The organism is Xenorhabdus aichiensis (genome assembly GCF_028598775.1).
Classification (GTDB): Bacteria; Pseudomonadota; Gammaproteobacteria; order Enterobacterales; family Enterobacteriaceae; genus Xenorhabdus; species Xenorhabdus bovienii.
Window position 1 is genome coordinate 16485 of record NZ_JAQRFO010000022.1, and the last position, 24384, is coordinate 40868.

General features: G+C 47.4%; 22 protein-coding genes and 1 riboswitch. Of the genes, 11 read left to right on the forward strand and 11 right to left on the reverse strand.

Annotation, left to right across the window (positions count from 1 at the left end):
• Nucleotides 1–8: 8 nt before the first annotated feature.
• Nucleotides 9–662, forward strand: a complete 654-nt coding sequence (gene rluA, locus PSI22_RS11300) for a bifunctional tRNA pseudouridine(32) synthase/23S rRNA pseudouridine(746) synthase RluA (protein ID WP_273579832.1) — start codon at nt 9–11, stop codon at nt 660–662.
• Nucleotides 663–668: 6 nt separating this feature from the next.
• On the opposite strand, the gene djlA is transcribed toward rluA, so the two are convergent.
• Nucleotides 669–1478: a co-chaperone DjlA gene (djlA, locus tag PSI22_RS11305; RefSeq protein ID WP_273579833.1), complete on the reverse strand. Its 810-nt coding sequence runs from the start codon at nt 1476–1478 to the stop codon at nt 669–671.
• Nucleotides 1479–1660: 182 nt separating this feature from the next.
• On the opposite strand from djlA, the gene lptD reads away from it, so the two are divergent.
• The 6 genes from lptD (at nt 1661) to apaH (ending at nt 8418) form a co-directional block, all read left to right on the forward strand.
• On the forward strand, nt 1661–4012 hold the full coding sequence (gene lptD / locus PSI22_RS11310; protein ID WP_273579834.1) for an LPS assembly protein LptD: 2352 nt from the start codon (nt 1661–1663) through the stop codon (nt 4010–4012).
• Nucleotides 4013–4087: 75 nt separating this feature from the next.
• Nucleotides 4088–5395, forward strand: coding sequence for a peptidylprolyl isomerase SurA (gene surA, locus PSI22_RS11315; protein ID WP_273579835.1), 1308 nt, complete (start codon nt 4088–4090; stop codon nt 5393–5395).
• On the forward strand, nt 5382–6374 hold the full coding sequence (pdxA, locus tag PSI22_RS11320) for a 4-hydroxythreonine-4-phosphate dehydrogenase PdxA (protein ID WP_273579836.1): 993 nt from the start codon (nt 5382–5384) through the stop codon (nt 6372–6374). Before surA ends, pdxA begins: the two co-directional genes overlap by 14 nt.
• Nucleotides 6367–7182, forward strand: coding sequence for a 16S rRNA (adenine(1518)-N(6)/adenine(1519)-N(6))-dimethyltransferase RsmA (gene rsmA / locus PSI22_RS11325; RefSeq protein ID WP_273579837.1), 816 nt, complete (start codon nt 6367–6369; stop codon nt 7180–7182). Before pdxA ends, rsmA begins: the two co-directional genes overlap by 8 nt.
• A 37-nt stretch (nt 7183–7219) precedes the next feature.
• Complete coding sequence (gene apaG, locus PSI22_RS11330; RefSeq protein WP_273579838.1) at nt 7220–7597, forward strand: Co2+/Mg2+ efflux facilitator ApaG/CorD; 378 nt, start codon at nt 7220–7222, stop codon at nt 7595–7597.
• A gap of 2 nt (nt 7598–7599) precedes the next feature.
• Nucleotides 7600–8418, forward strand: a complete 819-nt coding sequence (gene apaH / locus PSI22_RS11335; protein WP_273579839.1) for a bis(5'-nucleosyl)-tetraphosphatase (symmetrical) ApaH — start codon at nt 7600–7602, stop codon at nt 8416–8418.
• 115 nt (nt 8419–8533) lie between these two features.
• Here apaH and folA read toward each other — a convergent pair whose 3' ends face one another.
• From folA to nudF, 8 genes are all read right to left on the reverse strand, one after another.
• On the reverse strand, nt 8534–9019 hold the full coding sequence (gene folA, locus PSI22_RS11340) for a type 3 dihydrofolate reductase (RefSeq protein ID WP_038217253.1): 486 nt from the start codon (nt 9017–9019) through the stop codon (nt 8534–8536).
• Nucleotides 9020–9278: 259 nt separating this feature from the next.
• Nucleotides 9279–10700, reverse strand: coding sequence for a cell division protein FtsP (ftsP, locus tag PSI22_RS11345; RefSeq protein WP_273579840.1), 1422 nt, complete (start codon nt 10698–10700; stop codon nt 9279–9281).
• 277 nt (nt 10701–10977) lie between these two features.
• Nucleotides 10978–11709: a 1-acylglycerol-3-phosphate O-acyltransferase gene (locus tag PSI22_RS11350; RefSeq protein WP_273579841.1), complete on the reverse strand. Its 732-nt coding sequence runs from the start codon at nt 11707–11709 to the stop codon at nt 10978–10980.
• Between the two features lie 88 nt (nt 11710–11797).
• On the reverse strand, nt 11798–14053 hold the full coding sequence (gene parC / locus PSI22_RS11355; protein ID WP_273579842.1) for a DNA topoisomerase IV subunit A: 2256 nt from the start codon (nt 14051–14053) through the stop codon (nt 11798–11800).
• A 53-nt stretch (nt 14054–14106) separates the two neighbouring features.
• Nucleotides 14107–16002, reverse strand: coding sequence for a DNA topoisomerase IV subunit B (parE, locus tag PSI22_RS11360; protein WP_038249306.1), 1896 nt, complete (start codon nt 16000–16002; stop codon nt 14107–14109).
• Nucleotides 16003–16077: 75 nt separating this feature from the next.
• Nucleotides 16078–16686: an esterase YqiA gene (yqiA, locus tag PSI22_RS11365; RefSeq protein WP_273579843.1), complete on the reverse strand. Its 609-nt coding sequence runs from the start codon at nt 16684–16686 to the stop codon at nt 16078–16080.
• Nucleotides 16686–17525, reverse strand: a complete 840-nt coding sequence (cpdA, locus tag PSI22_RS11370; protein WP_273579844.1) for a 3',5'-cyclic-AMP phosphodiesterase — start codon at nt 17523–17525, stop codon at nt 16686–16688. The genes yqiA and cpdA overlap by 1 nt, the downstream gene beginning before the upstream one ends.
• 104 nt (nt 17526–17629) lie before the next feature.
• Nucleotides 17630–18265 (reverse strand): ADP-ribose diphosphatase, encoded by a 636-nt coding sequence (nudF, locus tag PSI22_RS11375; RefSeq protein ID WP_273579845.1) that lies wholly within the window; start codon nt 18263–18265, stop codon nt 17630–17632.
• A gap of 217 nt (nt 18266–18482) precedes the next feature.
• Here nudF and tolC point away from each other — a divergent pair, with 217 nt between their 5' ends.
• The 3 genes from tolC to PSI22_RS11390 all read left to right on the forward strand — a co-directional run bounded on the left by tolC (nt 18483) and on the right by PSI22_RS11390 (nt 21863).
• On the forward strand, nt 18483–19847 hold the full coding sequence (tolC, locus tag PSI22_RS11380) for an outer membrane channel protein TolC (protein ID WP_273579846.1): 1365 nt from the start codon (nt 18483–18485) through the stop codon (nt 19845–19847).
• Between the two features lie 183 nt (nt 19848–20030).
• On the forward strand, nt 20031–20696 hold the full coding sequence (locus PSI22_RS11385) for a DUF1190 family protein (protein ID WP_238126422.1): 666 nt from the start codon (nt 20031–20033) through the stop codon (nt 20694–20696).
• A gap of 6 nt (nt 20697–20702) precedes the next feature.
• Nucleotides 20703–21863 (forward strand): glutathionylspermidine synthase family protein, encoded by a 1161-nt coding sequence (locus PSI22_RS11390; RefSeq protein WP_273579847.1) that lies wholly within the window; start codon nt 20703–20705, stop codon nt 21861–21863.
• Nucleotides 21864–21897: 34 nt separating this feature from the next.
• Here PSI22_RS11390 and ygiD read toward each other — a convergent pair whose 3' ends face one another.
• Both ygiD and ribB read right to left on the reverse strand, forming a co-directional pair.
• The gene (gene ygiD / locus PSI22_RS11395; protein ID WP_273579848.1) at nt 21898–22674 is read right to left on the reverse strand and encodes a 4,5-DOPA-extradiol-dioxygenase; all 777 of its coding nucleotides are present in this window, start codon (nt 22672–22674) and stop codon (nt 21898–21900) included.
• Between the two features lie 272 nt (nt 22675–22946).
• Nucleotides 22947–23600, reverse strand: a complete 654-nt coding sequence (ribB, locus tag PSI22_RS11400) for a 3,4-dihydroxy-2-butanone-4-phosphate synthase (RefSeq protein ID WP_273579849.1) — start codon at nt 23598–23600, stop codon at nt 22947–22949.
• 117 nt (nt 23601–23717) lie between these two features.
• Nucleotides 23718–23925: riboswitch (FMN riboswitch) on the reverse strand.
• Between the two features lie 136 nt (nt 23926–24061).
• Between ribB and ubiK the strand changes: the two genes are divergently transcribed.
• Nucleotides 24062–24349 (forward strand): ubiquinone biosynthesis accessory factor UbiK, encoded by a 288-nt coding sequence (ubiK, locus tag PSI22_RS11405; protein ID WP_038249286.1) that lies wholly within the window; start codon nt 24062–24064, stop codon nt 24347–24349.
• Nucleotides 24350–24384 lie beyond the last annotated feature (35 nt).

Below are 24384 nucleotides of genomic sequence, written 5' to 3' on the forward strand. Positions count from 1 at the left end.
GAGCCACTATGCTGGAATCTTATAATCCCCCGACTGATCCCTGGTTACATGTGCTTTATCAAGACGAGCACATTATGGTTGTCAATAAACCCAGTGAGTTGCTTTCTGTACCGGGCAAAGCAGAGGACCATAAGGACAGTATCATGACGCGGATACAGGCCGAGTTTCCAACGGCTGAATCTGTTCATCGACTGGATATGGCAACCAGTGGTGTCATGGTTGTTGCACTGACCAAAGCGGCTGAACGTGAGCTAAAACGTCAGTTTCGCGAACGTGAGCCGAAAAAAGTCTATATCGCTCGAGTATGGGGAAAATTAGAACCGGAAAAAGGTCTGGTAGATTTACCACTGATCTGCGACTGGCCGAACCGCCCGAAGCAAAAGGTCTGTTTTGAAACCGGAAAATCGGCACAGACAGAGTATCAAGTACTGGAATATGAGGCTCAGGCAACTCGCGTCAGGCTTGCTCCCATCACTGGGCGATCCCATCAGCTACGTGTACATATGCTGGCGCTTGGTAATCCCATTCTGGGGGACAGGTTCTATGCTCATCAGCAGGCAAGAGAACTGGCACCTCGCCTGCAATTACATGCACAAGAGTTGTCGATTACTCATCCGGCCTACGGCACTCCGATGCATTTTGAATGCAAGGCCGATTTTTGACAGGTGTTATTTAAAACCTTTTTCTTTTTTAATTAAATCATAAGCGGATTGGATGGACTGCGCTTTCTGTTTGGCAATATCCATCATTTCTGGCGGTAAACCTTTTGCCACCAGTTTATCGGGATGATGTTCACTCATCAGTTTTCGATAAGCCCGCTTAATGGTTGTCGCATCGTCATGTTCCTTAACACCCAGCACCTTGCAGGCATCTGCCAGTGTCGCCCGCGGCTGCCCATGATCCTGATAACGGCCATGCTGCTGGTATTGCCCACCAAAATGGCGGCCACCTTCCATCATGGCGAGGAACTGCTCAAATTGAGCGCGGGAAATACCCAGTTCTTCAGCAATGACAAACAACACGATTCTTTCATTCGGATGCAGTTCGCCATCTGAAAACGCAGCCTGTAACTGAATTTCCAAAAACATCCGAATCAGGTCGAAACGCCCAAAACAAGCACGTCGCAATTGTCGAAGTGTTTTACGCAGAGGAAACTGGGGCTGCTTACCCTCACGAAACGCCTGCTGGGCGGCAACCCTTGCATCACCATGCAGTTGCATCCTATCCATCAACTGGCTGGCGAGCTGGATATCCGTTTCTGTCACCCGGCCTTTTGCTTTAGTCAAATGCCCCAATACCTGAAAGGTGCTGCGAAAAAACAGCGCCTGCCGGGATGGACCTTTGTCAGAAAGTCTTTGATTGCGCATTCTGACCTTATCAAGTACGTGACCGAGCAACAGACCAATTACAATGCCCCAAAAGCCGGCACCAGAAGCAATACCAAATATCAATCCAAATAATTTTCCCCAATACTGCATATACTCTTCAATTCCTCAATGCCCTGAGCGCAATTTTGCATTATCATACTATTCATTAAGCTCCGTGCCTAACAGCAAGATTAGTAAAGTTTAACTTTACTCTGGCGCATATTTATCAAGTGCGTTAGTCTCTGAGCGTTTGCCGGCATGATGCCACTGATGACGGAACCGCATAACTATCTATGAATAAATGTTATCCCACTCTGCTGGCCACAATGGTATGGGCAGCAATTTACAGTCAGCAAGCACATGCTGACCTTGCAGCACAGTGTATGCTGGGCGTACCTGTATACGATAAACCCATTATCACGGCTGATCCCAACCAAATTCCCATTAACATTAAGTCTGATGATACACACGGTGAATATCCCAATGCAGTCGAGTTCGTCGGCAATGTTGATATTCAGCAGGGGAATAAAACGCTGACAGCCGATAAAGTGCGGCTCGAACAGACACAGGATGAAGTCCCTGTCAGGACGGTGATCGCAACAGGCAATGTTAGCTATGATGACCCCCAGATTATTTTGAAGGGACCGCGTGCCTGGTCTAACCTGAACAGTAAAGACACGGACATGGAACACGGCAAGTACCAGATGGTTGGCCGTCAAGGGCGCGGTAACGCAGATAAGTTGATGGTGCGCGATGAAAACCGCTATACCATTTTGAATAACGGGATATTTACCTCATGTCTACCGGGCAACGATAGCTGGAGCGTTGTTGGCTCCGAAGTTATCCTCGACCGTAAAGAAGAAGTGGCTGAAATCTGGAATGCCCGCTTCAGGGTGGCCAACGTGCCGGTATTTTACAGCCCATACCTGCAACTTCCCATTGGTGACAAACGCCGTTCTGGTTTTCTGATCCCCAATGCCAGCTACTCCAATAAAGAAGGCTTTCAGTTCAAGCTGCCGTATTACTGGAATATTGCCCCGAATTACGACGCCACCATTACGCCGAATCTGATCAGTAAACGGGGTCTTAAGCTGGATAACGAATTCCGTTACTTAACAAAAGCCGGAGCCGGTACAGTAGCTTTTGATTGGCTTGGGCATGACCGCCTGTATGCAGATGATAAAAAACTCAATAAGGATCTGTCAGATCGGGAGAGCAATAACCGCTGGTTATTCTATTGGAACCACAGTGGCGTACTCGATCAAGCATGGCGTTTCAGTGCCGATTACACCAAAGTCAGTGATTCCAAATATTTCACTGATTTTACCTCGCAATACGGCACCAGTACCGACGGTTATGCCACCCAGAAATTCAGTATTGGCTATGCCCAACAGAACTGGGATGCAACCTTGGCAAGCAAACAATTCCAGATCTTTACTGCCGGAAAAGATAGGAAAGCTTACCGTGCAGAGCCTCAACTTGATCTGAATTACTACAAAAATGATCTGGGGCCGTTTGATTTCCGAACCCACGCTCAAATTGCCAAATTCACCAGCGTAGGCAAAGATTACCCAGATGCAACACGTTGGCATGTGGAACCGACTATCAATCTGCCGCTCTCCAATCGCTGGGCAAGCCTCAATAATGAATTTAAATTGATGGCAACCCACTATCAGCAAGATGTTCCTGCTACGACACAGAACTCTGCGCTAGAGAAGACAGTCAACCGTGTCCTGCCACTGTTTAAATCCGATGCGAAGATGGTGTTTGAGCGCACCATGTATATGAACAAGGATTACACTCAGACACTGGAACCCCGTGTTCAGTACCTTTATGTACCTTATAAGAATCAAGATAACATTAACAACTTCGATTCTTCCCTGTTGCAGGCTAACTATTCCGGGCTGTTCCGAGACCGCTTCTTCAGCGGGCTGGATCGCATTTCATCTGCCAATCAGTTTACCAGTGGCATCACCACCCGCATTTATGATGAAGATTTAGTTGAACGTTTTAGCCTATCCGTAGGTCAAATCTACTACTTTGAAAGTCCGCGTACCCAAGATACTGACCCTAAAGACTCAAACAAAAATATCCTCAACACCAAAAAAAGTACGGGTGCGACAACATGGGCCGGAGATGTTGAGTGGAAAATCAATGATTCATGGGGATTTAAAGGGGGTCTGCAATACGATACCCGTCTGAACAGTGTGGCAATGGGCAATACGGTAGTGGAATACCGCAATGATGCAGAGCGTCTGGTGCAGTTGAATTATCGTTTTGTTAACCGCGACTATATTCAGGCCACACTTGGGAGCCAAGCGCCGTCATTCCAACAGGGCATTTCGCAGGTCGGGCTGGTGGCAAGCTGGCCGCTGGCGGATCGTTGGGCGTTCGTGGGTTCGTATTATTACGATACCAAAGAGAAACAGCCGGCAAGCCAGTTGGTTGGCCTCCAATACAACACCTGCTGCTGGGCGGTAAATGTCGGTTATGAACGTAAAATCGTCAGCTGGAAGGACAACAGCAGTGAATATGACAACAAATGGTCATTCAATGTTGAACTTCGTGGCTTAAGCAGCAATCAAAGTTTGGGTAGCCAGAAGATGCTGGAGAGAGGTATTCTGCCTTACCAGCGCGCATTCTGATACCGATAAACATGATGCAAACACAATGTAAACACAATAACCCCGCCAAGGCGGGATTGATATGATGGGAAACGTATGAAGAACTGGAGAGCGCTCATTCTCGGATTGATGTTTTCAGTGAATACTGTCGCAATGGCAGCACCACAGGAACTCAATAGGGTTGCTGCCGTTGTCAACAATGGTGTCGTACTGGAAAGTGATATCGACGAGCAATTACAATCCGTTAAACTCAGTGCAAAACATGCTGGTCAGCAAATACCGGATGAAGCAGCCTTGCGTCACCAGATCCTTGAGCGTTTGATTATGGATGACATCATTTTGCAAATGGCAAAACAGATGCAGATCACTATTCCCGATCAAGTCCTGGATTCCACCATCGCAAACATTGCCGCCCAGAACCATATGGGTCTGGATGAATTGAAAAAAAATCTGACTGCCGAGGGCCTCAATTTTAATACCTACCGCAATCAGGTCCGCAAAGAGATGATTATTGCCGAAGTACGCAATAATGAAATTCGTCGCCGCGTCACTATCCTGCCACAGGAAGTTGAGACACTGGCCAAGAATCTTAGCAGCGAAAATAATCAGAATACCGAGTTGAATGTCAGCAACATTCTGATTCCACTACGAGAAAATCCAAGTCAAGCACAGGTAGAAAAAGCGACGGCGATCATAAACAAGATTTTGTCTGAACTCAAGAATGGCGCCGATTTTGGTAAGCTAGCCATCACCTATTCCGGCGATACGCAGGCCCTGAAAGGCGGCAATATAGGTTGGAGAAAATTGCAGGAATTACCCTCTCTGTTTACAGAACAGCTCCAATCAGCACATAAGGGGCAGATTATTGGCCCAATCCGTTCCGGCGTTGGTTTCCATATCCTGAAAATTAATGATATCCGCGGTAGCAATATGCCGCCGGTTGCGGTCACTGAAGTTAATGCCCGTCATATTCTGCTGAAAACTTCGCCTATCATGACCGATGATCAAGCCCGCAGCACTCTGATGAAACTCAGAGAAGAAATCCTAAGTGGTAAAACCACATTTAACGCAGCAGCAGAAAAGTATTCTGAAGATCCGGGCACAGCCATGCGTGGTGGTGAACTGGGCTGGAATGTGCCAAGTACTTATGCGCCAGCTTTCCGTGATGCCTTAGTGAAACTCAAGAAAGATGAGCTCAGCCAGCCTGTTCACTCTACTTTCGGCTGGCACTTAATCCAACTGATTGATACCCGAAAGGTTGACAGAACGGATTCGGCACAGAAAGATAATGCCTACCGCCTGCTGTTGAACCGTAAACTCGGTGAAGAAACACAGAACTGGATGCAGGACTTACGTGCCTCCGCTTACGTGAAAATTTTAGATGGTAGCGATGCACAACAATAAACCCATCATTATCACCCCCGGCGAACCCGCCGGGGTTGGCCCTGATTTAGTCATTGCCCTCGCACAAAAAGAGTGGCCTATCCAACTCGTTGTATGTGCTGATCCTGAGTTGATGCTCTCACGAGCCAAGCAACTCAACCTGCCCCTTCAACTACAACCTTACTCCCCTGAATGCATTTCCCCAACACAGGCCGCCGGAACCCTGACTATTCTACCTGTTTCCCTCCATTCACCTGTCATTGCCGGTGAATTGAACCGGGAAAACGGTATTTATGTCACGGAAACGCTGGCAAAAGCCTGCGAGGGTTGTCTGCATGGCGAGTTTTCTGCACTGGTGACAGGCCCGGTTCACAAAGGTGTCATCAACGAGGCAGGCGTTCCTTTTACCGGGCATACTGAGTTCTTTGCTGACCACAGCCAATGCTCAAGGGTAGTCATGATGCTGGCAACAGAAGAGCTACGGGTGGCGCTGGCAACGACGCATCTGCCGATTATGGATGTTCCCAAGGCGATTACGTTTGATTCCCTGAGAGAAGTAGTCACTATTCTCAACCATGATCTGAAAACCAAATTCGGTATCCGCCGCCCCCATATCTATGTTTGTGGCCTGAATCCACATGCAGGGGAAGGTGGGCACATGGGGCATGAAGAAATCGACGTGATTATTCCCGCATTGGACAGCCTAAGGGCAGAAGGTATCTGGCTAGAAGGGCCGCTGCCAGCCGATACTCTGTTCCAGCCTAAGTACTTGGATCATGCTGATGCTGTACTTTCGATGTATCACGATCAAGGGTTACCCGTGTTAAAATATCAAGGTTTTGGCAGAGCTGTGAATATCACTCTCGGACTGCCATTTATCCGAACGTCTGTCGATCACGGCACAGCTCTAGAGCTGGCAGGGACAGGCCAAGCAGATGTGGGAAGTTTTATTACCGCATTAAATTTAGCAATTAAGATGATACAAAACAGTAATGAATAATAAAGTCCATCAAGGGCACTACGCCCGTAAACGCTTCGGGCAAAACTTTTTAACCGATCAGTTTATCATTGAAAGTATTGTCGATGCGATGAACCCACAGCCTGGTCAGGCTGTCGTGGAAATAGGCCCTGGCCTAGGTGCACTGACCGAGCCGGTTGGTGAGCGCATGGATAAAATGACTGTCGTCGAACTTGACCGTGATCTGGCAGCTCGCCTGCATGTTCATCCTAAGCTAAAAGATAAGCTGACCATCATTCAGCAGGATGCGATGACCGTTGATTTTGGCCAACTGGCCAAGGAACAGGGGCAGTCCCTGCGTGTATTTGGTAATTTGCCTTATAACATCTCCACGCCATTGATGTTCCATCTTTTCAGCTATACTGACGCTATCGATGATATGAGTTTTATGCTGCAAAAAGAAGTGGTGAACCGTCTGGTCGCTGGGCCTGGCAGTAAAGCCTACGGGCGTTTGAGTGTAATGGCACAATATTACTGTCAGATTATCCCTGTTCTTGAAGTACCACCTACTGCATTTACGCCAGCCCCCAAAGTGGATTCAGCCATTGTGCGTCTTATGCCGTACAAAGCTATGCCTTACCCGGTTAAAGACATTCGCATGTTAGCTCGAATTACCACTCAGGCATTTAACCAACGGCGCAAAACTATCCGCAATAGCCTTGGCGATCTCTTTTCAGTTGAGCAATTATCTGAACTGGGCGTTGATCCGGGCACACGGGCTGAAAACATTTCTGTCGAGCAATACTGTAAGATGGCAAATTGGTTATCATCTCAGTCAAAAACTGCCTGAGACCAATAAACAACCACTGCAGTAACAGGAGGCATTTATGCTCAACGAACCAAGAATTCATATTCAAGTACAGAGTACTTACGTAGAAAGCCAATCAGAACCAGAGCAACAGCGTTTTGTGTTTGCTTATACAATATCAATTCACAATCTTGGGCATTCCCCCGTGCAACTTATCAGCCGTTACTGGCGTATAACTAACAGTGATGGGCACCAAACAGAAATTCAGGGTGAAGGGGTTGTAGGAAAACAACCCGTGATCCTTCCCGGAACAGATTATCGCTACAGTAGTGGTACTATTCTGGAAACGCCTTTAGGCACAATGGAAGGCCATTATGAAATGCGTGATCATGATGGTCGTCCATTTCGTGTCGCCATTCCCGTGTTCAGACTGGCTATTCCAACATTGATAAATTAACTATGGCTACATACCTTATTGGCGATATTCACGGCTGTTATCATGAATTTCGCGCTTTATTACAACAAGTTGCTTTTCATCCCAGCAAAGATACGTTATGGCTCACGGGCGATCTGGTCGCCCGTGGCCCTGATTCGCTGGAGGTGCTTCGCTATATCAAGCAACTCGGCCCAGCGGTAAAACTGGTCTTGGGCAACCATGATCTTCATTTACTGGCCGTTTACGCCAAAATCAGCCGCAATAAGCCGAAAGACCAACTGGATGAATTACTCTCGGCGCCGGATGTTGATGATTTGATTAATTGGCTAAGAAAGCAGCCAATGCTACAGATTGATGATGAACTAAAACTGGTCATGGCACATGCAGGATTGGCCCCCCAATGGGATTTAGACACCGCCAGGATATGTTCCCGTGAAGTGGAAGCCATTCTCCGCAGTGACAGCTATCCTTTGTTTCTCGATGCCATGTACGGTGATATGCCCAATAACTGGGATCCCGAACTGAGCGGGCTTGCTAGATTGCGTTATAGCACCAATGCACTGACAAGAATGCGTTACTGCTTTCCAAATGGTCAATTGGATATGATCTGCAAATCGAAACCCGAAAATGTCTCTGCCCCACTAAAACCCTGGTTTGAATTGCCGCGTAACATCCCTGAAGAATATTCTATTGCTTTCGGTCACTGGGCTGCACTGGAGGGCAAAGGTACGCCTGCCGGCATCTATGCGCTGGATACTGGCTGCTGTTGGGGAGGTAAATTGACCATGCTGCGTTGGGAAGATAAGCAGTATTTCAGCCAATCATCATTGCTAACTCGTTAATGACCCCACGGAATAAAATCTGTGACGCCGGAGTGCCTTACGACACTCCGTAGATGAAATTTGATTAGTTGTGTTGACTACAGCTGTTTTTGTGATTGTTTTTTACTGCTGGCGCTCATTCACGACGTTCTAGAATTTCAAAGCAATAGCCGTGTGAGTTGTGCTCGTCTGCATCATGATATTCGGTAAAGACTGAATTCCACTCATCGGGTGCGTAATCGGGGAAATGGGTATCACCAATCACTTCCGCATCAATGTGAGTCAGATACATACGGTGGGCCAGAGGAATAAACTGCTCATAAATTTTGCCTCCCCCCATCACCATAATTTCATCAACATCACCTGCTGCGGCCAAAGCCTCTTCGATAGTGCGAACCCAAGTGGCACTATCATCACGTGCTGGCTGACTGCTGATCACGATATTCAAGCGTCCCGGTAAAGGGCGTCCTATCGATTCGTAAGTTACCCTCCCCATCACAACCGGTTTTCCGAGTGTATTGCGTTTGAACCAGGCTAAATCACCTGGCAGAGTCCACGGCATGGCATTTTCCATACCAATAACTCGATCCATAGCCATCGCAGCAATCAAGCTGATATTCATTAAGTCACCTTACAGGCAAATAAATAGTATGAAAATTTTGGACACTATACGGAAAGGGCTACTCTCAGTCGATAAGATTAGCAATTTATTCAGAACAAATAGTGAGTTCATACACTAAGTTCCAAGCGAGTGATCGCGTCATCAGGATCACCCAGATTTCCTGAAATAACGGCCCCATCCGCTCTGACAGGGCTTTGAAGCACTTTTCTTATTCCAACATCAGGCAAAGCAGTGGTGGTTATTATTATTGGGTTTTTCCTTAACCCGTGGCTGGAGTGACAACCATTTGGCCAGCCACTCCGTCATCCGCCATTTCCAGGATTTGGCTGTAGTACTTGAAAGGAAAGACCTCATAAGACAGCTGCATCATATTCACCAGCAATTCGGTTCTACCCTCAATCCAAACCGTATCTTTCCAGCCATAATCTTGTGGAAGTGGTCGATTTCCATTATGGCTGATGACCTTGAATCTCCCCCCTTGGATATGGAAAGGCTGCGGAACCGAAGTAGTGACGACCCAGCGCTCCCACGCACCTTGCTGGCTGCTGATGTCGATTCGATTCCTATTCAACAATACCCCATTAATCCCCTGAGTCGCATCCCCCAACACAAACTGACGATTATGGATGGATGAGTTAATTTCCGTAGTATCCACCACTAGCTGCGTCGGTAATTGATCTGTCACGAGAGAAAGCAACCCACTGGCCTTGATAGTCAGGACGGTCGTTGACAGCAATTTGGTTGAAGGCTCAAACAGCCCTTTCAGACGGTCAAGCATGCCTGCCGACTCTCCTGCGGTAATGGCTACGCTATCCACTTTCGACATATCGACCAAAACCTCACGGCGTTCCCCTGGAGCAAGTGACAATTGCTGTACCGTCACGGGAGCAGGCAACAATCCCTGATCAGTACCTATCATATAGAAAGGACGACCATCACTGAGTTGCAATTGATATCGGCGAGCATTGGAAGCATTCAATAAACGCAACCTGACCCAGCCTCTGGCAACCTCAATAAAAGGGTTTTCAACACCATTAATAAGCAATGTATCGCCAAGAAAACCTTGATTGATCGCTGGGTTATACTGAGGCACACCAAAATTATCTAACCGTTTGTCCTGCAAAATGACAGGAAAATCGTCAACGCCATAATTTTTGGGTAGAGGTAAGCTGCGGCTGTCTTCATCTTCCACCAGCCACATACCTGCAAGCCCGGCATAAACATGCTGTGCCATTCGGTTTGGCGTGTTGGCATGATACCAGCAAGTCGCTGCCGGCTGATTAATGGGGATAACCGGAGACCAATTTTCATTTGACGATATCAGACGCGCCGAGCCTCCTACCAATGTCCCGGGAACCAACAGCCCTCCTATAGTCATTGAGACAGGTTCAGGCAGGCGATTGCTATATATCAGCTTGACGTTATCCCCTTTACGAACCCGAATGGTTGGCCCTAAATATCGCCCATTGATTCCCCAAACTTGCACCTTATTTTTGCCATCAAAAGACCAATGGGTCTTTTGCAGGGCTAAAAACAGGGGTTGGCCACCACGGGATTCCAGTAAGGGGGGGAGCGGCAGTGCCGTTTGTTGATCTTTATTGGCCCGAACCGTAAAAGGGAGCGCACCTAAACACATTGCCAAACCAGAAGCTTGTATAAATTGGCGCCGACTCAGTGACATATTTTCTCCACGACAGGAATAGCAATCCCCAAATGATTGCTTATATGAACGCAAGCACTTCACAATTCAAATAATTATTGGGATGAATTACCCAATATTTAGGCTATTGGGATTGATTTTTCTACAGATTGCGTTTAATAAAAACACTAATTTATTAAACGCAATCATATCGCGAATAAAGTGCAAATTCTAAAACTATCTTAAATTTATAGCCAGAATCCACCCAAAGAGCAGGAGAAAATAGGTTATGAAATTAGCCTAACCAACAGCAATTTGATTATCTGCGCTTATCCATTACTTCGACTTCGTTATTCAGCTCTTCAATTTTGGCTTGCATCATTTGACGACAATGCTCTGCCAGCTGACGAACCTGATCTTTAGTATATTTCGTCGTATCAATGGGAGGCAGCATTTCAACAATGACAGTGCCATTATTCCAGCGATTGAATTTGATGCGATCATGTGTGGAAGAAACACAGACTGGCACGATGGGTACGCCGGCTGCAATCGCCGCATGAAAAGCACCTGTTTTGAAAGGCAGCAGACCACGGCCACGGCTGCGGGTGCCTTCTGGGAACATCCAGACAGAAATATGCCTTTTTTTGATTTGTTGAACAACCTGTGAAATCGTACCGTGTGCTTTTGAGCGGTTTTCTCTGTTGATCAAAATATTGCCCGTCAGCCAGTAAAGCGGACCAAAAAAGGGAATGAATAGCAGGCTTTTTTTACCCACGGTTACAGTGCGGGGCTGTACGGCATTCGACATGGTGACCATGTCGTAATTGTTCTGGTGATTACCGATGTAGATGCTTGGCCCATATTGCTTCGCCTCTTCAGGAATGCGCTCCAGCATCTTAATGCCAAATACTTTGTGCAATTTGCCAAATGCATGACCAAAGGTCATGACATGACCCGGATTACGGGGGCTGAATAAACAGTAAATACTACCAAATAGACATATCAGGACTGATAACAGAAAAACAATAATTCCACGAATGATTGCTAACATAGCCGCCTCTTATAAAGCAGGCCAGAATAAATCTGGCCTGCTATTGTGATTGTTGTGTAACAAAAATCGTTTTGTTACTGCCTTCGGCCTATGACCGGGGCATCTCCACTTCAATACGCTCAACACGCTGTAATCCACGTGGTAACGAGGTTCCCTTGCGCCCTCTCTCAGCCCGGAACTTCTGTAAGTCTTCTGGACGAAGCAGTAACTTACGCTTGCCAAAGTAGAGCGTGATCGAAGATTGTACTGGTAATACTAACAACCAACTCAACATATCTTCCCCAGAAGCCGCCTGTGCTGCGGGAATGGAAACAATTTTATTGCCCTTGCCTTTTGAAAGCTGAGGAAGATCCGCCACAGGGAACATCAGCATACGACCCTCTTTGGTGATCGCCAGCAACATATCATCCTGCTCGTTGGTGATCTCCAGTGGCTGCATGACCTTAGCATTTTCTGGCAGGGTTATAAGCGCCTTACCCGCACGGTTTTTAGCTATCAGGTCACTGAATGTACAGATAAAACCATAACCCGCATCAGATGCCATCAAGAATTTCTGCTCTTCTTTAGCTATCAGAAGGTGTTCAACAGATGCTCCCGCCGGTAATGCCAATAATTTGCCCGTCAGCGGTTCACCCTGCCCTCTGGCAGAGGGCAAATCCAACGGATCAACGGAATAACTGCGCCCTGTCGTATCGATAAAGACAACGGGCTGGTTGCTCTTACCACGTGCTGCACTACGGAAGCTGTCACCCGATTTGTAATTCAAACCAGCAGGATCGATTTCATGCCCCTTCGCACTGCGTACCCAGCCCATTTCTGACAGCACAACCGTAATCGGCTCTGAAGGCAGGATATCGTGATCACTCATCGCCTTCGCTTCAGAACGTTCTTTCAACGGCGAACGACGATGATCGCCATAGTTCTCAGCATCAGCAATGATCTCTTTTTTCAGCAGAGTACTCAATTTACGCTCAGAACCGAGGATCGCCTGAAGTTTGTCACGCTCTTTTGCCAATCCATCCTGCTCGCCACGAATTTTGACTTCTTCCAGCTTCGCCAAGTGACGCAATTTTAGTTCCAAAATCGCTTCGGCTTGGGTTTCAGTTAGTTCAAAACGTTGCATTAACACGGGCTTCGGTTCATCTTCATTGCGAATGATGTGGATCACTTCATCAATGCTGAGGTAGGCCGTCAGCAAACCGTCCAGGATGTGCAGGCGCTTAAGGACTTTTTCCAGCCGATAATTCAGGCGATTACGCACGGTTTCGCGGCGGAAAACCAACCATTCGCTGAGGATCTCAACCAGACCTTTAACGTTGGGACGGTTATCCAGTCCGATCATGTTGAGGTTAACGCGATAACTTTTTTCCAGATCAGTCGTCACAAACAGGTGGTTCATCACCTGCTCAACATCGACACGATTGTTTTTAGGCACAATCACCAGCCGGGTTGGATTTTCATGATCGGATTCATCACGCAGATCATCTACCATCGGCAGTTTCTTCGCCCGCATCTGGCTGGCGATCTGTTCCAGCACTTTCGCACCCGATACTTGGTGCGGCAGAGCCGTAATAACAACATTACTCTCTTCTTTTGACCACACCGCACGCATACGCACCGAGCCACGGCCATTTTTGTAGATCTTGCGGATATCTTCTTTTGACGTGATGATTTCCGCTTCTGTGGGATAATCCGGCCCTTTGACATATTCCATGACATCATCAAGCGAACAATTGGGATTATCCAACATAGCAACCAGCGCACTGACTACTTCGCGGACATTATGCGGCGGGATATCTGTCGCCATGCCGACAGCAATACCCGTCGTGCCGTTCAGCAGGATATTCGGCAGACGCGCAGGCAGCATTTTCGGCTCCTGCAACGTGCCATCAAAGTTTGGTGCCCAATCTACCGTGCCGTGACCAAGTTCACTCAGCAGCAATTCGGCATATTTGGACAAGCGCGATTCGGTATAACGCATCGCCGCGAAAGATTTCGGATCATCCGGCGCCCCCCAGTTACCCTGACCATCCACCAGCGGATAGCGGTAAGAGAAAGGCTGTGCCATCAATACCATCGCCTCATAACAGGCGCCATCACCATGTGGGTGGTATTTACCAAGCACATCACCAACGGTACGGGCGGATTTTTTGAATTTGGCGCTGTTGTTCAGCCCCAGTTCCGACATCGCATACACAATACGGCGCTGAACAGGTTTTAAACCATCACCGATAAAAGGCAGCGCCCTGTCCATGATGACGTACATGGAGTAATTCAAATAGGCGTTTTCGGTGAACGTGTGCAGCGGCTGGCGCTCCACACCATCGTGAGTTATCTCACTCATGTATTAATTTCCTCAGAATCTGTGTTGACTACCTGTGCGCTCTATTCTGTGCGCTATACTTCAATATCGAAGGAACTTCCCCTCTCCTGTAGCCAATTGCGGCGATCTTCCGAGCGTTTTTTCGCCAGAAGCATATCCATGACTGAGAAGGTTTCCTGATAATTGTCATCGTCGATAGTCAATTGCACCAGACGGCGAGTATTGGGATCCAGTGTGGTTTCACGCAACTGTATTGGGTTCATTTCCCCCAACCCTTTGAAGCGCTGAACATTCGGCTTGCCACGTTTACGGCTTAAACGTTCCAGTATGGCGGCCTTTTCCCCTTCGTCCAGTGCATAATGCACTTCTTTGCCAAGATCGATGCGATACAGTGGCGGCATCGCCATATAGACATGCCCACGTTTCACTAGCGTAAGAAAGTGACGGACAAACAAAGCGCACAGCAGCGTTGCTATGTGCAAACCATCGGAATCCGCATCCGCCAATATGCAGACTTTGCCATAACGCAATTGGCTGAGATCATCACTGTCTGGATCGATCCCAATAGCGACGGAGATATCATGCACTTCCTGCGAAGCCAGCACTTCATCCGAAGAGACTTCCCATGTGTTCAAGATTTTTCCGCGCAGTGGCATGATCGCCTGATATTCGCGATCACGGGCTTGCTTGGCAGAGCCGCCTGCTGAATCCCCTTCCACCAAAAATAGTTCGGTAAGTTTCAGATCCTGCGAGGTACAATCCGCCAGTTTGCCTGGCAGAGCTGGGCCATTGGTCAGCTTTTTGCGCACGACTTTTTTCGCCGCACGCATTCTGCGCTGTGCGCTGGCAATCGCCATTTCAGCAAGTTGTTCCGCGTCTTGAATGTGCTGGTTCAGCCACAGGCTGAAGGCGTCTTTCACCACACCGGAAACAAAGGCCGCAGACTGACGTGAAGAGAGGCGTTCTTTGGTCTGGCCGGCAAATTGGGGATCTTGCATTTTGAGGGATAACACGTAAGCACAGCGATCCCAGATATCATCGGCAGAGAGTTTAACTCCGCGCGGCAGTATGTTGCGGAATTCGCAAAATTCACGCATGGCATCCAGCAAACCTTGGCGCAGGCCATTAACGTGAGTTCCGCCCTGTATGGTTGGGATCAGGTTGACGTAACTTTCGGCCAGCAATTCACCGCCTTCTGGCAGCCAAAGCAACGCCCAGTCAACCGCTTCGGTATCCCCGCGCAATACCCCAACGAATGGCGCCTGTGGTAATGTCACCAACCCATTGACAGCTTCCAGCAGATAATCAGTCAGACCATCGGCATAGCACCATTTTTGTTCTGTACCAGCGAGCTTATCTTTAAAGACAATCTCGACACCCGGACACAATACCGCCTTTGCTTTCAGCAAGTGGGTCAAACGCGATGCAGAGAAACGGGGGATATCGAAATAACTCTCATCCGGCCAAAAATGGACACTCGTCCCCGTATTGCGTTTCCCACAACTGCCGATAACTTCCAGTTCCTGCACTTTATCGCCATTTTCAAAGGCAATCTGATGGACTTGGCTGTCACGGCGAACAGTCACTTCCACCCTTCTGGACAGGGCGTTGACCACAGAGATCCCGACACCATGCAGGCCACCGGAAAATTGGTAGTTTTTATTGGAGAATTTTCCCCCTGCATGCAGGCGAGTGAGGATCAACTCAACAGCAGAAACTTTTTCTTCAGGATGGATATCAACCGGCATACCACGGCCATCATCTATCACTTCCAGAGACTGATCGCTGTGAAGGATCACTTCAATATGTTTCGCGTGACCCGCTAGAGCTTCGTCCACGCTGTTATCGATCACTTCCTGTGCCAGATGGTTCGGACGGGTTGTATCGGTGTACATTCCTGGGCGGCGACGAACTGGCTCCAGGCCACTGAGGACTTCAATGGCCTCTGCGTTGTAACTAGATTGAGTCATGTTGTAATTCTGTCGGTTGCTTCGTGATTAAAGGGCTAATCAGCACTGATATATACTGTTGATAATACCAGTCACTTACCTATTTTTGGCAATTTTTTTGTTATTGCCGCTGGTTAGCCCCAAGAAGTTGATGATTTGAGGGAAGTAATGTTCGAAACCAATAAAAGCATGATTCCCACCTGATTCGACCGTCTGCCTGCATTGCATCAGGTAAGCAATGGCCTGACGATAATCCAGCACTTCATCTCCTGTTTGCTGCAATAACCAGATAAGATCTGGCGATTCCAGCGGGTCAATGTGCATTACTTTGAGATCATAAATGTGGCTTTGCTGGAGAGTATACCGCTCTTCGGTATAGGGATTCACGTTTTCCCCAAGATAATTCTGAAGAAGGTCAAATGGGCGCACCGCAGGATTGACGACTACGGCAGGCAGGCCAAAGCATTGTGAAAGCCAAATGGCCAGATAACCGCCAAACGAAGAGCCTACCAGACCGATATTTTCGCCGGCGCGAGTCATTACCAAATCTTCCAGCAAACTGGCCGCATCTTCAGGATAAGGAGGCAGTTGCGGCACGAGCATGTCGATTTCCGGGTGCTGCTGGTGTAACCACATTTTCAGCGCATTTGCTTTCGCAGATTGTGGCGAACTGTTGAAACCATGTAAATAAAGTAACGTTGACATTAATACCCGTCCGAATCTAAATCCGGGCAAAATTCATTACTCTTCAGCCTGTGAACCTGCGTTTGCAGTTTCGCTTCCCGATTGCCAGCCACAGACAGTTCGAGATAACGCCATCCCGGAGCTACTGTATCAAGCATAAAATTAGTACAATGTGGCTTAAATTGCATACAGGTTGAGGGCGTTGCCATAACACGGATGCCATTCCACATTTTATCCAGTTCCTGATGAATGTGCCCGCACAATATCGCTTTTACCTGTCGTTTATCCTTCAGGGATTCTGCCAGGGCCGGAGCATTGCGTAAACTATGCTGATCCAGCCATGTGCACCCCGATGGCACAGGATGGTGGTGAAGCATAACAATTGCATTGCGATCATTATGCTCATCCAGACATTTTTGCAACCATTCAAGCTGGTAATCCGTCAATTCACCATGAGGAACGCCCTGCACCTGGCTGTCAAGCATGACCAGCTGCCAATGCTGCCCGATGAGTATCTGTTTGGAAGGTGAAATTCCTGCCGCCGCCAGCACATCGACCATTGCCGGCTGATAATCGTGATTACCGGGCAACCAAACACAGGGAACAGGCAGACGGGCAATACCTTCAGCAAAATTCTGGTAGGCGCCGATCGTCTGATCCTGAACCAAATCACCTGTGGCAACGATCAAGTCAATATCAATACTCTGCTCAAGGATCGCATCCAGTACGGCATGGTAACTGCGGTAAGTATTGATGCCCAGTAGCGCATCGCCTTTACTGGCGAAAAGGTGCGTATCAGTGATTTGCAGTATTCTGGCTGTGGCTCCCTCCGCCACAGGTACTTTAAGCAGGCTTTCCAAATGGTTTCCTTTTCCTGTCAGTCATAAGAATTATTCTAGCGCTTCTTTACAAAAAAGATCTGCTGACTGGGACACACTTCCCGTTTTACAGCATAAATTAGGAATTATTTCCCTAACCATGCTGTCTTGAGTTTTTCATGGTGCAGAGCTAGCCATTGTATTGCAATAACCGAAGCAGCATTATCAATAATCCCTTCTTCCACCCACTGGTAGGCCTGCTCACGGCTGACAACCAGAACCCGAATGTCTTCATGTTCACCAGCCAGTCCATGTATTCCTGAAGCCGTGGCAGCATCAACTTCACCGACAAAAATCGCCATACGTTCTGTCGTTCCTCCCGGGCTGGAAAGGTAGCTCAGGGCAGGCTGACAGCGTTTGACTTCAAGACCGGCCTCTTCCATCGCTTCCCGGCGAACTACCTGTTCAACGTCTTCGCCTTCTTCAATCATGCCGGCAATCACTTCCAACAACCAAGGCGTTTCACTGGTTTCAATTGCTGGAATGCGGATCTGTTCAATCAAAACCACTTCGTCACGTACCGGATCATAAGGCAGCAGAACAGCTGCATGGCCCCGTTCAAAAACTTCCCGCTTGATGTTATCGCTCCATCCTCCTCGAAACAGGCGGTGCCTGAATTGATACTCGGTCATTTTGAAAAAACCACGGTAGAGCGTTTTTCGGGAGATAATTTCAACATCCTGCGTCGTAAACGTGAACGGTGAAACGAGATTTTCACTCATAAAGTCTCCTAATTATTTTTTTAATTGCCTATTATTAAAATGTATTTTTCCACATTGATCTAAATAAATTCGCTTTGATGATACAAACACGCCGAAAAATAAGGCAAGATGGCACAAACAGCCTCCCTAGCTTACTGGCATTCTCTGCTAAAATCAGTGGTATTGGTCTGTACACAGAGGCAAATTAAGCAAAATAGCTGCACAACAAGGAACGCAAATGAAAAAATTGCTCTCTCTTTTTATCGCTATGAATCTGGTAGGTTTCAGCACTTTAAGCCATGCAGAAGATCTATTACAAATTTACAAGCAGGCGAAAGAAACTAACCCCGAATTGCTTAAGGCACAGGCTGACCGCAATTCAATTGTTGAAAAAATTAATGAAGCCCGTAGCCCTTTGTTACCACAACTGGGGCTGAATGCAGGTGTTGACTACGGCAAAAGTTTTCGCAGTAAAGCAGACTCAGAAAGCTATGGTACAAATGCAAAACTGCAACTGACGCAAACAATTTTCGACATGTCAAAATGGTATCAACTTAATCAGGCTGAAAAATCAGCAGGTATCGCTGATATCAGTTACCAAGTCGCCCAGCAAAAATTAATTTTGGATACAGCCAAAGCTTATTTTGATGTCTTAAGTAAAATTGATGCGTTAACGTATACCGAAGCACAGAAAGCCTCGCTGTACCGCCAATTGGATCAATCAAGCCAACGCTTTAAGGTCGGTCTGGTTGCCATTACCGACGTCCAAAACGCTCAGGCCCAATACGATACCATTCTTGCGCTAGAAGTTTCAGATCGTAACAATCTGGAAAACTCGCTGGAAGGACTGCGCCTGATGACAGGAAGCTACTACCCACAACTGGCTTCATTAAATATTGTGCAATTCAAAACCAATCAACCTAATCCCGTTGATTCTGTGCTGAAAGAAGCCGAAACCCGCAACTTAAGCCTGTTGTCAGCACGTTTGACACAGGATCTAAAACGCGAATTTATCAAAGATGCGCGGACAGGCTACATGCCTACCGTTAATTTGACGGCAAGCACTGGGGTCACCAACAAACATGAACGTGGTGCCGAACGAAGTAATTCCTACGATGGCGGTAACAGCGTTGGTTTATCATTAAGCCTGCCACTTTATAGCGGCGGTCTCACCAATTCTCAGGTCGAACAGGCAAAATATAACTTTATCAGTGCCAGCCAGGACTTGGAGAATACCTATCGCAAGGTTATTCAGGATGTTCGCTCCTCCTCCAATAACCTTTCTGCTTCTATCAGCAGCATTACAGCCAATAAACAGGCAGTCGTTTCTGCACAAAGTTCTCTGGATTCAATGGAAGCCGGTTATCAGGTAGGAACCCGCACCATTGTTGATGTTCTGGATGCCACAACCAAGCTGTATCAGGCCAAACAGAGCCTGTCCAAGGCACGTTATGACTATCTGATTAATCAACTAGTGAATAAGCAAGCTCGTGGCACCTTAAATGAAGATGATCTGGCGGCACTCAATAGTATTCTAGGCACAAAGATCTCAACGGATTCCAGCAATATTATTAAAGAGATGAAAACACCAACAACTCGCTGATTTAATGCGCTACCGTTCTTGATTAAAAAACGTTATATTAAAAACGCTATACTATAAAGAAAAGCAGCCCGCCAATTGTGTGGGCTATTTTTTAAGAATATCCCCAAGAGCCCGTCCCGTTGGGCGCCATTAATGGGATTAGCTCTTATTCAGATACCTCCAAGGTGGATGCCCCCTATGACAATGAAACGGACAAAAGAGATAAACCACGATACTTTCCGTAAAACGTGGCGAAATTATCGTTTGGCACCTGTGGCACTCGCTATCAGTGCGGTTTTCATGCTATCGGCCTGTGAACAGAACGATGAAACGGTATCACTCTATACAAATGCCGATGAGTGCTCCCAGGCGAATCCTTCTCAAAGTGAGCAATGCAAGACCGCTTACAACAATGCTCTGAAAGAAGCGGAAAAAACCGCACCGAAATATGCCTCTCGCGAAGAGTGTGTTGCTGAGTTTGGTGAACAACAATGTACCCAGACCCCAGCTCAAGCTGGGGTTGGAACCCAGGCTCAGGCTCAAAGCAGCAGCGGGAGTTTTTGGATGCCATTGATGGCTGGTTACATGATGGGACGTTTGATGGGCGGTAGTTCTACACCATCACAACCGTTGTTTACGTCAAAATCCGCCACCAGCCCAGCCAACGGCAAGTTTGTTGATGCTACCGGCAAGAGTTACGGCTCTGCCGCCGCAGGCGGTCGCACCATGACGGTACCAAAAACGGCAATGGCCCCAAAACCAGCGACGACAACCACCGTTACCCGCGGCGGGTTCGGTGATTCCGTAGCGAAACAGTCTACCATGCAGCGCTCGTCTTCCAGTTCCACTTCCCGCTCTATGGGTGGTTAAGAAAAAATGAAACGCATTAGCATTACCGAGCGTCCGGACTGGCGCGAAAAAGCAGCAGAATATGGTTTCAACTTTCACACCATGCATGACCAGCCCTACTGGAGTGAAGAAGCGTATTACCAATTTTCCCTGAGCCAGATTGAAGAAATTGAAGATGCGACGGCAGAGCTACACCAAATGTGTTTGCAGGTGGTGGAAAAGGTCGTCAATAGCGAAGAGCTACTGACTAAATTCCAGATCCCTAAACATTGCTGGGAGTTTATCCGTTCTTCATGGATAACCAGCCAGCCTTCGCTCTATTCCCGTTTGGATTTCGCCTATGATGGCAAAAACCCGCCCAAGCTGCTGGAAAACAACGCAGATACCCCAACTTCACTGTATGAATCTGCCTTCTTTCAGTGGATTTGGCTGGAAGATCAGCTCAACGCTGGAAATCTGCCTGCTAATGCAGACCAGTTCAATAGCCTGCAGGAAAAGCTGATTGAGCGTTTTGGGCAATTACGTGAAAAGTATGGGTTTGGCCTGCTCCATATGGCTTGCTGCCAAGATACTGAGGAAGACCGTGGCACCATTCAGTATTTGCAGGACTGCGCCTTAGAAGCGGGTATTCCGACGGAATTCCTATTTATTGAAGACATCGGTCTGGGTGAAAAAGGGCAGTTTACCGACTTGCAAGATCAAGTGATCGGCAACCTGTTTAAACTGTATCCGTGGGAATTTATGCTGCGTGAGATTTTCTCAACCAAACTGGCCGATGCTGGCGTCCGCTGGCTGGAACCTGCATGGAAGAGCATTATCTCCAACAAGGCGCTGCTGCCGATGCTGTGGAAAATGTTCCCGAATCATCCGAACTTGCTGCCGGCTTATTTTGCCGATGAACACTACCCAGAAATGGATAGCTATGTCATTAAGCCTTTATTCTCCCGTGAAGGTGCCAATATTCGCATTATCGAGCAAGGCAGGGAAATCGCCAGTGCCGATGGCCCTTATGGGAAAGAAGGCATGATCGTACAGCAATTCCATGCCCTGCCAAAATTTGGCGATAGCTATACGCTGGTCGGCAGCTGGCTGGTCGATGATCAATCTGCGGGTATTTGTATCCGTGAAGATCGTGAATTGATTACGCAAGATCTTTCACGGTTTTACCCGCATATTATTTTAGACTAAGTATTTTGGATTAAGTCAGTTGGCTGATTTGCAGTTATCCGACTTGAATCGACAACATACTCAAAGAGCCATCTTCAATACCCTCAACAGGGGTTGAAATCGGCTCTTTTTTGTCCCATGTTCCCATCACATAAAACAGCGGCAGGAAATGTTCTGGCGTTGGGTTGGATAATTTACCATCTTCCCTGTCCAATGCATGGAACAAGGGATGTGGTTCTTCAAGGCTAGTCAAGCTTTCGCGGACAAACTGCTCAAAAGACAGCGACCAAGAATAAGGCTCTGCACCCAGTTTTTCGGCAGGCAGGTTATGCACGACATTACCACTGCCCATGATCAAAATGCCTTCATCTCGCAGTACCGCTAATTTCTTACCGATTTCATAATGAAAAGAAGCCGGTTGGTTGCGATCCATGCTCAACTGAATCACTGGAATATCTGCATCTGGATACATTTTCGCCAAAATACCCCAAGACCCGTGATCCAAACCCCACTGTTCAAAATCGGTCTCAACCTCAATGGGCTCAAGGATATCTTGTACCAACACCGCCAATTCAGGAAAACCTTTAGCCGGATACTGCATCTCGTGCAGTGCCTGAGGAAAAGCGCCAAAATCATGGATGGTTCTTGGCTGAATCATGGCTGTCACAGCCGTCCCATCAGTGTACCAGTGTGCAGAAATCACCAGAATGGCTCTCGGTCTGGGCAATTTTTTCCCCAGTTCGAACCAAGTACGTGAGTAGCGGTTATCTTCAAGGGCATTCATTGGACTACCATGACCAACGAATAAAGCGGGTATTCTCAGGAGACTCATTTTCGTCCCTCATACAACAAATTAAACATTCTGGATTACGTCGATTGTCAATAATGACAAAAATATTATGGCAAGATTACGACTTTTCTTCCTTGAATACAGCCAATCAAAAATGATGGAGTATTTCAAAAATACTGAAGGCCGCAGGGTGTGGACTGCGGCCTTTCAAGCGTACACACAATATAACCGATATATTCTATCCCGATACGTTTTCTATTCCGAACAGCTTTCTATTTCACCCAAGAAAACAATATGGCAGAAAACAATATGACTTAGCTGGCAGCCTTCGCCATCTGCTGGCGATAGTCTACTAAGTCTTCAATGGTAACGACTGGCATATCATGCTGTTTTGCAAATTCAATCACTTCAGAAGCACGAGCCATTGAGCCATCATCATTTGTCAGTTCACACAGCACACCTGCTGGCTTAAAACCTGCCAGTTTAACCAAATCAATAGTCGCTTCAGTATGACCACGACGGGTCAAAACCCCTCCCGGCTGTGCCCGCAGGGGGAAAACATGCCCTGGTCGACTCAGATCATTTGGCTGCGCACCCTCTGCAATAGCAGCGTGAATAGTGGTAATGCGATCCGCTGCAGAAACTCCCGTTGTCACCCCTTGTGCTGCTTCAATGGTGACGGTAAAAGCGGTCTGATACTGACTGGAGTTATTTTCCACCATCATGGGCAATTGCAGTTGCTGACGACGTTCTTCGGTCAGGCAAAGACACACAATTCCGCTGCCATGACGGATGGTCAATGCCATTTGTTCTACGGTCATCGTTTCGGCAGCGAAAATCATGTCACCTTCATTTTCACGATTTTCGTCATCCAGTACCATCACTCCGCGACCTGCGCGTAAAGCAGCGATTGCACGTTCAACACGCTGAAATGGCGTGCCATATGAGGAAAGTAGCGTCTGATTCATGGTAAAAAAACCTCTTTAAATTTATGGGTTACCAGAATCAGGGCAATTTTGAGGAGTTGATGCTGCAAAAAAATACGGCAACAAAACAACAGGCGAGCGCAAGCACTCGATTGATGCTGTTATTCTCTCCCATCCGGACTATCACCGTCGGCTCCAGAATCACACTGGATCTGCTGACCTCTGTTTTATCCATCGTTGTTCTGAGACATCAGCGAACAACAAAAAAGATAACTGCAAACAGAGCGCTCGCGGGCTTCATGAAATCACCAGAAAGTTCTTTCACTTTACCGCCGGTAGGGACTTTCACCCTGCCCTGAGATAAACATTTGCACTATAGCTCTAATAATTCGTAGGGGCAATCAACAAAATCAAATATGAAACCTGGCTCGCAATCATTTATGCTTTCGCTATCAGGTACTAAAATAGCGACAACACCGTTATGTCACAAAAGGATGCTTATCATGCTCGATCCAAAGAAAATTGAACAAATTGCCCGCCAAATCCATAATTCTATGCCGAAAGGCGTGAAAGAATTTGGTGATGACGTAGAAAAAAAATTGCGTACTGTTTTGCAATCCCAGCTGAGCAAATTAGATCTCGTCAACCGTGAAGAGTTTGATATCCAGACTCAAGTTTTACTGCGTACCCGTGAAAAACTGGCCGCAATGGAACAACGTCTGGACGAACTGGAGGCCCGTATCGGAAACCCGCAGGCAGGAATTGAAAAGAAAACTGAGCAAGCGGAATAATTGCGTGAGGAGAATTGCCACTGTGCACAATTCTC